This window comes from Nonomuraea sp. NPDC051941, from assembly GCF_044593615.1.
In genome coordinates this window covers 112,725-125,311 of record NZ_JBIUCF010000017.1, presented here as the reverse complement: position 1 = coordinate 125,311, position 12,587 = coordinate 112,725, and the positions used below count along the sequence as shown (strand labels likewise).

At 69.5% G+C, this 12,587-nt stretch carries 12 protein-coding genes; 5 read left to right on the top strand and 7 right to left on the bottom strand.

Annotated elements, in window-relative coordinates; all coding sequences use genetic code 11:
- Positions 1-32 precede the first annotated feature (32 nt).
- The gene (locus ACIHFD_RS27930; protein WP_350738190.1) at positions 33-395 is read right to left on the bottom strand and encodes a hypothetical protein; all 363 of its coding nucleotides are present in this window, start codon (positions 393-395) and stop codon (positions 33-35) included.
- 294 nt (positions 396-689) lie between these two features.
- Between ACIHFD_RS27930 and ACIHFD_RS27925 the strand changes: the two genes are divergently transcribed.
- On the top strand, positions 690-1,598 hold the full coding sequence (locus ACIHFD_RS27925; RefSeq protein ID WP_397369352.1) for a helix-turn-helix domain-containing protein: 909 nt from the start codon (positions 690-692) through the stop codon (positions 1,596-1,598).
- A gap of 4 nt (positions 1,599-1,602) precedes the next feature.
- On the opposite strand, the gene ACIHFD_RS27920 is transcribed toward ACIHFD_RS27925, so the two are convergent.
- The 3 genes from ACIHFD_RS27920 to ACIHFD_RS27910 are packed head-to-tail and all read right to left on the bottom strand — an operon-like array spanning position 1,603 to position 4,382.
- Entirely contained in the window at positions 1,603-2,388 is a 786-nt protein-coding gene (locus ACIHFD_RS27920; protein ID WP_397369351.1) for an ABC transporter permease, read from the bottom strand.
- Positions 2,385-3,134: an ABC transporter ATP-binding protein gene (locus ACIHFD_RS27915; protein ID WP_397369350.1), complete on the bottom strand. Its 750-nt coding sequence runs from the start codon at positions 3,132-3,134 to the stop codon at positions 2,385-2,387. The genes ACIHFD_RS27920 and ACIHFD_RS27915 overlap by 4 nt, the downstream gene beginning before the upstream one ends.
- A gap of 48 nt (positions 3,135-3,182) precedes the next feature.
- On the bottom strand, positions 3,183-4,382 hold the full coding sequence (locus ACIHFD_RS27910; protein ID WP_397369349.1) for a nitrate ABC transporter substrate-binding protein: 1,200 nt from the start codon (positions 4,380-4,382) through the stop codon (positions 3,183-3,185).
- A 292-nt stretch (positions 4,383-4,674) separates the two neighbouring features.
- On the opposite strand from ACIHFD_RS27910, the gene ACIHFD_RS27905 reads away from it, so the two are divergent.
- Positions 4,675-5,481 carry an SAM-dependent methyltransferase gene (locus ACIHFD_RS27905; RefSeq protein WP_363964814.1) on the top strand — a complete coding sequence of 269 codons (807 nt, stop codon included), beginning with the start codon at positions 4,675-4,677 and terminating at the stop codon, positions 5,479-5,481.
- 359 nt (positions 5,482-5,840) lie between these two features.
- Positions 5,841-6,320, top strand: a complete 480-nt coding sequence (locus tag ACIHFD_RS27900) for a hypothetical protein (RefSeq protein WP_397369348.1) — start codon at positions 5,841-5,843, stop codon at positions 6,318-6,320.
- On the opposite strand, the gene ACIHFD_RS27895 is transcribed toward ACIHFD_RS27900, so the two are convergent.
- The 3 genes from ACIHFD_RS27895 to ACIHFD_RS27885 are packed head-to-tail and all read right to left on the bottom strand — an operon-like array spanning position 6,313 to position 10,474.
- On the bottom strand, positions 6,313-7,506 hold the full coding sequence (locus ACIHFD_RS27895; RefSeq protein ID WP_397369346.1) for a LacI family DNA-binding transcriptional regulator: 1,194 nt from the start codon (positions 7,504-7,506) through the stop codon (positions 6,313-6,315). The genes ACIHFD_RS27900 and ACIHFD_RS27895 overlap by 8 nt on opposite strands.
- Positions 7,491-9,488: a glycoside hydrolase family 36 protein gene (locus ACIHFD_RS27890; protein ID WP_397369345.1), complete on the bottom strand. Its 1,998-nt coding sequence runs from the start codon at positions 9,486-9,488 to the stop codon at positions 7,491-7,493. The genes ACIHFD_RS27895 and ACIHFD_RS27890 overlap by 16 nt, the downstream gene beginning before the upstream one ends.
- Positions 9,488-10,474, bottom strand: a complete 987-nt coding sequence (locus ACIHFD_RS27885) for a hydroxyacid dehydrogenase (protein WP_397369344.1) — start codon at positions 10,472-10,474, stop codon at positions 9,488-9,490. The genes ACIHFD_RS27890 and ACIHFD_RS27885 overlap by 1 nt, the downstream gene beginning before the upstream one ends.
- Before the next feature lie 247 nt (positions 10,475-10,721).
- On the opposite strand from ACIHFD_RS27885, the gene ACIHFD_RS27880 reads away from it, so the two are divergent.
- Together ACIHFD_RS27880 and ACIHFD_RS27875 are read left to right on the top strand one after the other, a co-directional pair.
- Positions 10,722-11,708: an ABC transporter permease subunit gene (locus ACIHFD_RS27880; RefSeq protein ID WP_364248922.1), complete on the top strand. Its 987-nt coding sequence runs from the start codon at positions 10,722-10,724 to the stop codon at positions 11,706-11,708.
- Positions 11,705-12,571, top strand: coding sequence for a carbohydrate ABC transporter permease (locus ACIHFD_RS27875; protein ID WP_357737024.1), 867 nt, complete (start codon positions 11,705-11,707; stop codon positions 12,569-12,571). Before ACIHFD_RS27880 ends, ACIHFD_RS27875 begins: the two co-directional genes overlap by 4 nt.
- The last annotated feature ends 16 nt before the right edge of the window (positions 12,572-12,587 follow it).

Sequence of the window (12,587 nt, the reverse complement as noted above, 5' to 3'; positions counted from 1 at the left end):
CGATCGGAAGGCCCGGCGCGAACGCCCGTGCGTCAGGGGCGCTCGTCGGATCGGGGCCAGCGGGCCTTCAGCTCGAGTTCGGCCTTGGCCATGGCGGCCTGCAGCTGGTCGGGGCTGCCGGCCTCGAGGACGGTGCAGCGGAGGGGGTCGCGGCATTCGAAGGCGGTGTAGGCCTGCCGCCAGGCCCCCCAGGTGATGACCCAGCCCGGCCACCGCGCCTGCAGGGCGTTCAGGTCGCGATCGATGGCGGCCGAGGAGCCGGAGGCGCCGGCGTCCTGCCGCGGGGGCGGTTGGGCGGGTCCACCGCGCGAGCGGCGATGGCGGGGTCGCTGCGATCTCTCCGTGAGGTCTTCCCGGGTGGGCTCTTCCCGGTCGGGCGGCATGGGTGCTGGCATCAAGATCTCCATCGAGGGGGTAGATCGTGGTGCGTGCGGACGCTTATCCTTCCCACTCGGCATTCCCCGATGCAAGTACGTCTGCACATGCATTCCAAGAAAATTGCATATGCACGTGCACCGGCTGCGCATTGAAAGGGGGAAAGGGATAGAGAGTCCCATTTACAAGGGCATGTCGTCTTCTGTGTTGTATGGGGTGAAGTGCGCCGCGCGAATATCGATGCATGGTCAGAAAGAGCATGAAACAGTAGGTAACGTAAGGAGCAATGTGTGCCTCGCCCGGCAAAAGGATCAATGATGATCGTTGCAGAGCCTGACGGAGACGGCGTCCCCACCGGCGTCGTACGTGGTGCCCGGAGCGGGCCGACCGCGTTGCGGATCATGGTGGGTACCCAGCTGCGCCGGCTGCGCGAGGCCAAGGGCATCACCGGCGAGAAAGCCGCGGACACCATCCGCGCCAGCCACTCCAAGATCAGCCGGATGGAGCTGGGCCGCAGCCCCTTCAAGCAGCGTGACGTGGCCGATCTGCTCACCTTGTACGGCATCACCGCCCCCGACGAGCGGGAGAAGGTGCTGGAGCTGGCCCGCCAGGCCAGCGCCCCGGGGTGGTGGCACCAGTACAGCGACGTGCTCCCCGGCTGGCTCGAGCCCTACCTCGGGCTGGAGCAGGCGGCACGCACGATCCGCAACTACGAGGCGCAGTTCGTGCACGGCCTGCTGCAGTGCGAGCCGTACGCGCGGGCCGTCATCGGCATCCGGCACGGCGACGCGGACCCCGACGACCTCGATCGCCGGGTGGCGATGCGGATGCGCCGCCAGGACCTGCTCACCGACAGCGACGCGCCCATCCTGTGGGCGATCATGGACGAGGCGGTGCTGACCCGGCCGATCGGCGGCCGCGACGTCCAGCGGGCCCAGCTCGAGCACCTGCTCGCGGCCTGTGACCTGCCGAACGTCACCCTGCAGATCGTGCCCTTCCACATCGGCGGGCACGCGGCGGTGGGCGGCCCGTTCACGCTCTTACGCTTCGACGCCCCCGACCTGCCCGACGTGGTCTATCTGGAGCATCTCACCAGCGCGATGTACCTGGACAAGCCCACCGACATCGACGACTACAGCAAGGTGATGAACACCTTGACCATCCAGGCCGCTCCGAAGGAGGCGACTCCGTCGCTGCTCAAGGGCATGCTCGAAGAGCTCTGAGCGGCTAGCGTGCCACGTCCCGGGCGGCCGTGTGCCAGCTCGTCGCCCTGCGCGCCAGAGCGCCGAAGCCGAGGAAGACGGCCAGCCCGAGCAGGGACGCCAGCGCGACCGCCGCGAACAGCTGCTCGGACTGCAGCCGGGACCGGTACAGGTCGATGAGCGTGCCGATGCCCGGCTCGCCCTGCCGGAAGAAGAAGTCCCCGACCACCGCGCCGATGACCGACAGACCGGCGGAGACGCGCAGGCCGGTGAGGATGTGGGGCAGCGCCGCCGGCAGCTGGAGCTTCCACAGCCGGGCCGCCCACCCGGCCCGCGCCAGCGTGAACAGGTCGTGGTGGGTCTCCTCCACCGACCGCAGCCCGAACAGCGTGTTGGTCACGATCGGGAACAGCGCGATCAGCGCGCAGACCAGGACGCGGGTGAAGAACCCGAACCCGAACCAGAACCCGAACAGCGGCACCAGCGCCAGGATCGGGATCGTCTGCAGGATCACGAGGTACGGATGCAGCGACCGCTCCAGCCAGCTCGCCTGCGCCATGGCGATCGCGCACACGACGCCGATCACGGCCGCGATCGTCAGGCCCAGCAGCGCGACCTGGCCGGACAGCAGCAGGCCGGCGAACAGCTCGGCGCGGTTGACGGGGTCGAAAAGCCCCACCCGCACCACGGCGTCCGGCGGGGGCAGCAGGAACCGCCGGTCCGGGGTCAGCAGCACGTACGTGACCGCGTACCACAGGGCGATCACCAGGGCGAAGACGATCAGCGGCGGAACCCACCGCAGCCACCTCATGCGGCCGCCCCCCGCAGCCAGGCCGACACCTGGCCCGCGATCCGCGCGAAGTCGGGGCTGAAGCGCAGCTCGGGCGGGCGCGGGTAGGGGAACGGCACGTCGCAGGCGCCGACGATCCGCCCCGGCCGTTCCGACAGCACGATGATCCTCGTGGCCAGGAAGACGGCCTCGCCGACGGAGTGGGTGACGAACACCGCGGCGAAGCGGCGTAAGCCGAACAGCCGCAGCAGCTCCGACTGCAGCCGCTCGCGCGTGATCTCGTCCAGCGTGCCGAACGGCTCGTCGAGCAGGAGCAGGTCGGGCTCGACGGTGAGCGCGCGGGCCAGCGACACCCTCATCCGCATCCCGCCCGACAGGGTCCGGGGACGGTGGTGCGCGAAGCCGGCCAGCCCCACCAGGTCGATCGCCTCGTCCGCGCGCCGCCGCCGCTCCGCCCTGGACAGCCCGCGCAGCTCGCCGAGCAGCTCCACGTTGGCGCGGACGGTGCGCCACGGCAGCAGGGCATGGTCCTGGAAGACGTAGCCCACGGACGTGGTGTCCCGGCGCACCGAGCCCTCGGTGGCGTCGGTCAGCCCCGCGGCCAGGCGCAGGAGAGTGCTCTTGCCGCACCCGGAAGGGCCGACCACCGCGACGAACTGGCCGGGGGCGACGGTCAGATCGACCTGGTCCAGCGCCTGCGTGCCGTCGTCGTAGCGCTTGCCCGCGCCGGAGAAGGACAGCGCGGAGGGGGCGGCCTCACCGAGCACCGGGCCACTAGACCACATCGGACAGGACACGGGCAACACGCCGATCGGTCAGCCGGCGCCGTAGCCGATCTTCGGGTCGACGAAGTCGTTGGTGACCACGTCGGAGGGCTGCAGACCGTCCTTCACCGGCTTGTTCTGCTTGGCGAAGATCGGCCTGGTGATGTCGATCAGCCGCTGCACGCGGGCGGTGTCGAAGTTGCCGACGGTGTCGTCGGGGCCGTTGCCGGCCAGCTTGAGGGCCTTCATCTGCTGGACCGAGAACTCCGAGCTCGGCTTGGTGTACTGGGTGGCGACCTTGTACGCCTGGTTGAGCCGCAGGGTGAGATCGATCGTGGGGCCGGGCTCGGCCAGCACGTCGACCTGCGCCTGCTGGAAGATGGGAATGAGCTTGCGCAGGCACGGCGCGAGCTTCTGTTTGTCGGCCGGGCGGATCACCAGCGGCGGGCCGTAGTTGGGGTAGCCGGCGTCGTACACCAGCTGATACTTCACCGGCTTGCGCCACTGCGGCACGTCTTTTTCGTAGATGTACGGCTCGGCGTTGGCATAGCCGGCCACCGCCGCCTTGCCCCCGGCGGCCACGAAATGGGACGGGGACCCGTCGTAGGATCCGTCCACCTGGCTGCGCTTCAGCAGCCCCGCCCCCACCAGATACTCCATGTAGGTGTTGCCGCCGAAGTAGAGCACCTTCGTGTCCGTCCGGCCGATGTCCTTGATGGTGTTGAAGGTGGGGTACGTGGCCGGGTCCCACAGGATGATCTGCGGGTGGATCTCCAGCAACGCCATGACCGCGAGGGTCGGCTGGGTGGCCGACATCTGGATGCCCTCGTCCATGCCGCCCAGCACGCCGAGGGTGATGCCGGGGTCGGTGTACATCTGCGCCGACGACTGGGTGAAGCCGATCGCCGGCCCGCCCGCCCGAAGCTCCAGCGTGACCCCGGTGTCCTTGCCCCGGACGACCAGCGGCGCGCTCACCCGCTTTCTGCCGGCGTCAATGGCCGGATTGGCGCCCAGGAGGTGGTACATCCCGCCCTCGACGGTGATGTGCGGCGTCCATTGGGTCTGCACCACGATGGTGGCCGGGCAGACGCCGCGCAGGTCGGTGGGGTCGTTGGCATTCCCCGACGCCGCCGGTTTGGGCTGGGGCGCCTGTTGCGTGCCGGTGCACGCCGCGAGCAGGAGGAACAGCCCGAGAATCGCTGTGGTCCTCGCCGTGTTACGTCCCGCATGCCGTGGCCGGCGCACGCGCATGGTGCCATCCTTCCGATGTGCGGCGATTGAATATTCGCGGCAGAAACCATGTCAAGCGCTGATCCGATATTGCTGGTCCTGCGCGCGCGGAAGACAATTCCCGGAACTTACCATGCTTTGTCGAGCGCCCGGCATTTCGGGTGAGCGCCTTTGGATGAAAGGCCCTTCGTGGGTGTTTTGTCCAGTCGTGTGAGATTCAGATTCGGGAGAAGTGCACTAACCGCCTCTTCGTTGCAAATGGGTATGATCACCTCGCGGGTGGGACCTTATGCTCAAGCCTGGAGACCTCTGAATGACAGCAGACAACTCGACCACGGACCGGTGGCCGCCGGAGATCGACACGACCGTGGCACACTCGGCGCGGGTCTGGAACTACTGGCTGGGCGGCAAGGACCACTACGCGGTGGACCGGGAAGTCGGCGACCGGTTGAGCCGGATAAATCCGGACATCGCCTTCACGGCCCGTGCCGACCGCGCCTTCCTCCACCGCTCCGTGCGCCATCTGGTGGCCGAGGCGGGGGTACGGCAGTTCCTGGACATCGGCACCGGGCTGCCCACGGCCGGCAACACGCACGAGATCGCCCAGAGCCTGGCTCCGGAGACGCGCGTGGTCTACGTCGACAACGACCCCGTCGTCCTCGCCCACGCCAAGGCCCTGCTCGTGGGCACGCCGGAAGGCAGGACCAACTACATCCAGGCCGACCTCCACGACCCGGACACCATCCTGAGAGCGGCCGCCGAGACGCTCGACTTCACCCAGCCGATCGCGATCATGCTGCTGGGGATCGTGCACTTCATCAACGACGACGACGAGGCGTACGCGATCATCAACCGCCTGCTGGACGCCGTCCCCTCCGGCAGCCACCTGGCGCTCGTCCACATCACCGCGTTCTTCAACCCGGAGGCGAAGCGCGAGGAAGTGCGCCACTGGAACGAGCACGGCACGCCCAAGCTGACCATCCGCTCGCCCGAGCAGATCGGGCGCTTCTTCGACGGTCTGGAGATCCTGCCCCCCGGCATCGTCTCCACCACGCGCTGGCGGCCCGACATCGACGACGTCCCGGAAGTGGATGGATTCTGCGGGGTCGGCAGGAAATAGGGGGTCGGTGCCGCTCGCCCACACGTCATCCTTGCCGAACGCGGTCAAGTGGTGCAGGGAACCCTTCCACGGCGCAGGCGGCCAGCAAACTCAGGCGGGCCGTCGCCGCCGCGAGACCTCGCATGATCTTCATCGTGCGCACTATGCCGTTGAAACTTTCACGAACAGGAATCTGCGCCCCGGGCCCCGCGGCCACCCCAAAACCGCCGGTGAAGGGAGAGACCGGCCCCCTTATCAGCCGGGCGTTCGGCCAGGTTAGCGCGCGCCCGATTCCGGCCCGACGAATCCTCTAGTGGACGGCTCGACGGCCTCCAGCGCAGGGTGATGCCGACGCCACGTCAGACAGAAGGGGGCGGGAATTGTTACCCGACATCCTGCGACGCCGCACGACCAGGCTCCTGACCGTCGTTCTCACGCTGCTGGCCGCGGTCGCCGTGCCGGTCGTGCCGGCCCACTCGGCCACCGCCCAGGTCCCGATCTTCCTGGAAGTACGCGGGGACAACAGCCGGAAGCTGGCCGGCATCTACGGCTGGATCGAGTTCAACGACAGCACGACGTACACCTACCAGTTCTACCTGTGCCGCGAGTCGAGCTACAGCGCCGCCGGCGGGTACGTCCTGATCAACGACCGCGCCACCCTCCGCGCCTCGTACAGCTTGAACTGGGGGGACACGACCATACCCGAGTGCCTGTATCCGGCCCAGCTGTACGGCACGACGGATTCCGTCGGCGGCACCGTCAGGAACGTCACGGTCGAGGTGGAGGGCGTCAACTTCAACGGCCAGAACCAGGCCACCTGGAAGAGGAAGTCGTTCACCTACGACAACCCCTTCAACTGACGATCCTCTCGCCCACCGATCCGCGCACCACGATGTGCGTGCCCAGGATGACGTGCTGCGGCTGGCCGGGGTCCAAGGCCAGCCGTACGGCGGTGCGGCCCAGCTCCTCGGTGGGAATGTGCACCGTGGTGAGCCCGGGGACGAGGTCGGCGGCGAGCGGGATGTCGTCGTAGCCGGCGACCGACACGTCCTCGGGCACGCGCAGGCCCGCCTCGCGCAGCGCGGCCAGCACGCCGGCGGCGACCATATCGGTGCCCGCGAAGATCGCGGTGAACTCCGTCCCCGCCGCCAGCAGCCGCCTGGTCCCCTCGTAACCGGCGCCGCGGGAGAAGTCGCCGGGCAGCACGAGGTCCGGATCGCACTGGACTCCGTAGTCCTCGTGCGCGCGGCGGAAGCCGGCCACGCGGTCGATCTTGGTGGTGCTCTGGTCGTCGGCGGTGGCGGCGCCGAGGTAGACGATCCGGCGGTGGCCGCGCGAGAGCAGGTGGCCGGTCATGGCGTATGCGCCGGCCTCGTTGTCGTACTCGACGACGGTGGTCGGCACGTCGTCGCCGAGCGGCGGGCGCCCGCACAGCACGAGCCGGGAGCCCGCCTTGTCCAGAGCGTGCGCGAAATGCGACATCCGAGCGCGGTAGGCGTCGTCGGCCGAGCCGCCGCCGACCAGGATCACCGCGTCGGCGCGCTGCTCGCGCATGGCCTCGACGACCGCGAGCTCGCGCGCCGGGTCGCCGTGCGTGGCGCACACCAGGCACAGCCGGCCCTCCTCCGTGGCCTGCTGTTCGACGCCCTTGGCGACGTAGGCGAAGGAGGGCCCGGTGACGTCGTCGAGCACGAAGGCGACCATCTTGGTGCCGGCTCCGGACAGGGCGCGGGCGTGCACGTTGAGGACGTAGTCCAGCTCGCGCATGGCCCGCAGCACGCGGGCGCGGGTGGCCTGCGCGACCGGATAGTCCCCTTTGAGCACCCGGGAGACCGTGGACGCGGAGACCCCGGCGCGGGCGGCGACGTCCCGGATGGTGGCCCGCTCCAGATCATCCACGGGAGCGGCCCTCCGCGCCGCCGCCTCCCGCGCGTCGGCGGCCTCCTGTGCGGGCTTCGGCTGTGCGGCCTTCCGCACGTCGGGCTTTGGCGGTGCTGCCTCCCGCGCGGCGGAGTCCGGCTTCGGTGGTGTCAGCTTTCGTGGCAAGGCGCACCTTTCGTCAGGCGGAGCAGCGCCGCGGAGTACGGCTCGGGCAGCACGACGCCGATCGTGCCCGCCTGCCAGCCGGCCTCGGTCGCCGACGGGAAGAGCGGGGTCACCTCACAACCGGAGGGCCAGGGCAGCTCGATCGTCGCGGACGGCGCGCCCCTGCGCCACACGGCGAGGTAGGCGGTGTCCCCGCAGTCCACGGCCAGGGCGAGGCGGTCGTCCTGCCAGCCGGGCAGCCCGAGCGGCCAGCGCGGCAGGCCGTGCGCCAGCTCGCCGCGGTAGGACTTGTAGACGCCGATCGCCTCGGCGACCTCGGCCAGCTGGTCCGGGGCCAGCAGGTCGAGCCGGCCGCTGAGGTGGATGCGGCCGAGCATCGCGGTGACCATGGACCAGGCGACCCGCTCGGCGGGGTAGGCCCACATCGCGCCCTGTTCCGGCGGCACCGCGGCGGGCGCGGCGGCGGCGATGGCGGGCAGCAGCAGCTCGTCCTGCTGGTCGGTGAGCGAGGCGATGGAGTGCCTGGCCAGGGTGGCGCCGTCCAGCCGCATGCCGCCGGCCGCGCAGGACTCGACCACCAGGCCGGGGTGGCGCTCCAGCAGGCGTTCGACCCAGGCCAGGTAGGCGCGGTTGTGTTCGAGCAGCCGATCGGCCGGGCCGATGTCGATGTTGTAGTCGAACTTGAAGTAGCCGATGCCGTGCTCCCGGACCAGCCGGTCGATCACGGCGTCGAGGTGGGCGACGGCGGCGGGGTGGCTGAGGTCGAGCTGGTGGCGGCCCCACTCGGTCAGTCTGGTTCCGGCCCGTCGCAGGAACGCCTCCTCGGGGAGGGCGACCCCGCTGCGTACGCCGATGACCTCGGGCTCCAGCCACAGCCCCGGGACCATGCCGTGGCCCTTGATCGCGTCGATGACCTCGCCGATTCCCCCGGGGAAGCGCACGGTGGACGGCTCCCACGCGCCGACCGTGTCCCACCAGCCCGGCACGCCGCCGTCGCCGGGCCCGGCCAGCGAGTCGTCGTACCAGCCGGCGTCGACGCAGAAGTACTCCGCGCCGACCCGGGCGGCGGCCTCGACCAGCGGCAGCAGGCGCTCGGTCGAGGGGTCGCCCATCAGGCAGTTCATGAAGTCGTTGAACACCACCGGCAGCTCGGCGTTGTCGCGGTGCGGCCGGCGCACGGCCCGGCGGTAGGCGGTCAGGGCGGCGACGGGGTCGCCGGCCACGGTGAACGCGGCGGTCGCGGTGGTGAAGCTCTCGCCCGGCGCCAGCCGCGCCGACCAGCCGTGCTCGCGCTGGGACGGTCCCGACAGCGCCAGGTAGACGTCGTCGAAGCGGTCGGCCAGCTCGGCGTGCCAGGGGCCGTTGTGCTCGATCTGCCAGGCGAGCGTGCCGCCGGCGCACTCCAGCCACCCTGTCGGCAGGTGTTCGGAGGACGGCCACGAGCCGGTGCTGGTGAGCGCGACACGGTTCTTGGTCCCGGTCTGGCCGAAACGCGTCATGCCGACGTCGTGCAGCTCCAGCGGCCGGCCCGACCAGCGGAACTCGCCGCTCCACGGGTTGCGCGCGCTCCACACCGTCAGATCCCAGGGCAGCCCGGCGAACGCGAAGCTCGACACGTGCTCCAGGACCAGCTCGTCCGTCGCGGTCACCGTCGACCAGCAGCGGACGACCTGTCCAATCACCTGTCCAATCACCTGTCCAATCACTGGGCCGACCGCCTGGAAGACGGTCGTCACGGAGACGCCGTCGCCGCCGGAGCGGATCGTCAGGCGCTCGTCCTCGGCGCGGTGGCTCTCGTAGCGCAGCTTCAGCCCGTCCAGGTGCCGCTTGCCCGACGTGCCGCTCCTGCCCCGGCCGGTCACCTCGATCTGCACCACCGGCAGCGCCGAGCGGCCGTTGCCCCGGAACGGGCCGATCGCCAGCAGCCGGGGAGGAGCGCCGGCGGTCAGGTCGAGGACGAGGTCGCGCCAGGTCACCTCCATCAGGCCACCCGGTCCAGGTCCTCGTGCGTCACCTGGTGCGCCAGCGGCAGCCCGGCGATGAGCCGTTCCAGCTCGTCCAGGGCGACGGCGCCCATCCGGGCCAGCTCGTTGCCGTGCGAGCCGGCGATGTGCGGGGTGAGGAAGGCGTTGGGCAGGTCGAACAGGGGAGAGTCGGGCTGCAGCGGTTCGGGCTCGGTGACGTCGAGGATCGCCGACAGCCGCCCGCACTTCAGCTCGCCGATCAGCGCGTCGGTGTCGACCAGCGACCCGCGGGCGGTGTTGATCAGGACCGCGCCGTCCGGCATCAGCGCCAGCCGCGCCCGGTCGAGCATGTGCTCGGTCTCGGGGGTGGCGGGGGCGTGCAGGCTGACGATGTCGCTGCGGCGCAGCAGCTCCTCCAGCGACTCCTGCCGTACGCCGGGAACCCGGGTGTAGGGGTCGTACAGGCACAGGTCCAGGTCGTACGGCGCCAGCAGTTCGAGCACCTTGCGGCCGATGCGGGAGGCGCCCACGATGCCGACCGTGCGGCCGTTGTTGCCGATGCCGGGCTCGATCTTGGCCAGGGTGAAGGAGCGGTCGCGCCGGTAGCGCTGGTTGAGGGCGAAGACCCCCTTCCCGGCCAGCAGGATCGCGCCGACGGTGTACTCGGCCACCGGGACGGCGTTGGCCTCGGCGGCCGAGGAGACCAGCAGGCCGCGTTCCCACCAGGCGGGGCTGATCATGCCCTTCACCGAGCCGGCCGCGTGCAGGACGGCGCGCAGGCGGGGGGCGGCGGCCAGCAGCGCCTCGTCGATCGGCGGGCAGCCCCAGCCGGTGATGAGGATCTCGACGTCGGCCAGGGCCACGCGCGGGTCGTCGAACCGCTCGGCGACCACGGCGACGTCGATGTCGGCCAGCGTGTCCAGCCGCCGCAGCAAGGGCGCGGGGAAGAGCAGAGCGAGATGTTCCTCGCGCATGGCGAACAGCGCCTTCGGGCGTGGGGACACGGGGGAAGCCCTCCATTCGATAGAGACCGGTTTCTAAACTAGGAGCGCAGCCCCCTGTGGTCAACGGGCAATCCCCGATTAACTCGAAGGCGCGTCTTACCAGGATCTCCCGGCTGGCCTGCGCTGATCTGTAACGTCTCTGTAACGCAGCCTTGAACGTGCTGGCCGGTCGGACGTAGCGTTCGCAGCGACCGGTTTCTATCAACCTAGAGAACCACCTGCTGCCGCCTCAGACGGGACTTCGGTGATGAGCACGCTACAGACGAGGCCAGAGCCTCAGACGAGACCGCCTTCCGGGCCGCCGGACAGGCGCCGCGTCCGACGCAAGGCGGTCCGTACGAACTGGACGATCGGGCTGCTCGCCCTGCCGGCGGTCGCCTTCTTCCTTGTCTTCAGCTACCTGCCGATGTCCGGCCTGGTGGTGGCGTTCAAGGAGTTCGACGTCAGCCTGGGGATCTTCGGCAGCCCGTGGAACGGGCTGGAGAACTTCAGCTACTTCCTGGAGTCCGGGGACGCGGCGAGGATCCTGTTCAACACCCTCTTCCTCAACATCCTGTTCCTGGTCGCGACGCTGGCCGCCGGGATGGTTCTGGCGATCATGCTGAACGAGATCCGCAGCACCTTCTTCAAGCGGGTCTCCCAGTCCGTCGTCTTCTTCCCCTACTTCGTCTCCCCGGTCGTGATCAGCATCATCCTGCAGGTGCTGCTGGCCGGTGCCTCCGGCGGGGGCGGGGCGGTCAATGACGCCCTCGGGGGCCTCGGGTTCCCCTCGGTCGACTGGTACACGGAGCCGGGGCCGTGGCCGTGGATCCTCACCGTGGTGAAGATCTGGCAGCTCGGGGGCTACCTGAGCGTCATCTTCCTGGCCGCGATCACCGGCATCCCCGAGGAGGTCTACGAGGCCGGGATGATCGACGGAGCCTCGCGGGCCCAGATGGCCTGGCGCATCACCCTCCCGCTGCTGAAGCCCACCGCGGCGGTCCTGCTGGTGCTGGGTGTCGGCCGGATCTTCTACGGCGACTTCGGCACCATTTACGCGATCGTCGGGGACAACGGCACCCTGTTCGACAGCACGGACGTCATCGACACCTACGTCTTCCGCGCCCTGCGCCAGCTCGGCGACTTCGGCACCACCGCCGCGATCGGCCTGTTCCAGTCGGTGGTCGGTTTCGTCCTCGTGGTGATCGCGGTGCTGATCCAGCGCAAGTACTCGAAGGAGACCAGCATCCTATGAGCGGCAAGAAGCTGGAACCGTTCACGATCGTCAGCGTCATCGGCGTCTCCTTTGCCATGCTGGCCTGCGCGATCCCGTTCTGGATGATCATCTCGGGGTCTCTGACCAGCGAGTCCGAGCTGGCCACGACGGGCTACAGCCTGTTCCCCGCGGCCTTCGACCTCACCGCGTACAAGATGATCTTCACGGGTCCGGCGGTGCTGAACGCCTACTTCGCCAGCGTCTTCATCACGGTCGTGGGCACGGCCCTGTCCCTGGCGGTGACCTCGGGGCTGAGCTGGGTGATCGCCCGGCGGCTGCCCGGCCTCAGCCGGCCGCTGACCGTCTTCTCCTACCTGCCGATGCTGTTCTCCGGCGGCCTGGTGCCCCTCTACCTGCTGGTCACGCAGTACCTGAAGCTGCAGAACAGCTACTTCTCGGTGATCCTGCCGCTGCTGGTCATGCCGTTCCTGGTCTTCGTCCAGGTCAGCGCCTTCCGCCAGCTGCCGGAGTCGATCTTCGAGTCGGCCAAGATCGACGGCGCGGGGGAGCTGCGCATCTTCTTCACGATCGCGATCCCGCTGTCCAAGCCGATCCTCGCCGTCGTCGGCCTCTTCTACGCCGTGCACTACTGGAACGACTGGTTCATGGCGCTGCTGTTCATCGACGACGTGCACAAGTTCCCGCTGCCCCTCGTGCTGCAGAACCTCATCTCCAACATCTCGTTCACGCAGATGCTGCCGCAGCTGGCCGAGGCGGCCACCCCCGTCTACCAGCTCCGGCTGGCGCTCACCACCGTCGCCATCGGCCCGATCCTGCTCGCCTACCCCTTCGCCCAGCGCTACTTCGTCAAGGGCATCACCCTCGGTGCCACCAAGGGCTGATCCCGCTCCCCCCACC

What these genes read in the sequence shown, in the direction of transcription:
- ACIHFD_RS27875 (WP_357737024.1), top strand. Translation starts at nt 11,705, where the DNA reads ATGAGCGGCAAGAAGCTGGAACCGTTCACGATCGTCAGCGTCATCGGC.
- ACIHFD_RS27890 (WP_397369345.1), bottom strand. Translation starts at nt 9,488, where the DNA reads ATGGAGGTGACCTGGCGCGACCTCGTCCTCGACCTGACCGCCGGCGCT.
- ACIHFD_RS27930 (WP_350738190.1), bottom strand. Translation starts at nt 395, where the DNA reads ATGCCAGCACCCATGCCGCCCGACCGGGAAGAGCCCACCCGGGAAGAC.
- ACIHFD_RS27910 (WP_397369349.1), bottom strand. Translation starts at nt 4,382, where the DNA reads ATGCGCGTGCGCCGGCCACGGCATGCGGGACGTAACACGGCGAGGACC.
- ACIHFD_RS27925 (WP_397369352.1), top strand. Translation starts at nt 690, where the DNA reads ATGATGATCGTTGCAGAGCCTGACGGAGACGGCGTCCCCACCGGCGTC.
- ACIHFD_RS27905 (WP_363964814.1), top strand. Translation starts at nt 4,675, where the DNA reads ATGACAGCAGACAACTCGACCACGGACCGGTGGCCGCCGGAGATCGAC.
- ACIHFD_RS27920 (WP_397369351.1), bottom strand. Translation starts at nt 2,388, where the DNA reads ATGAGGTGGCTGCGGTGGGTTCCGCCGCTGATCGTCTTCGCCCTGGTG.
- ACIHFD_RS27880 (WP_364248922.1), top strand. Translation starts at nt 10,722, where the DNA reads ATGAGCACGCTACAGACGAGGCCAGAGCCTCAGACGAGACCGCCTTCC.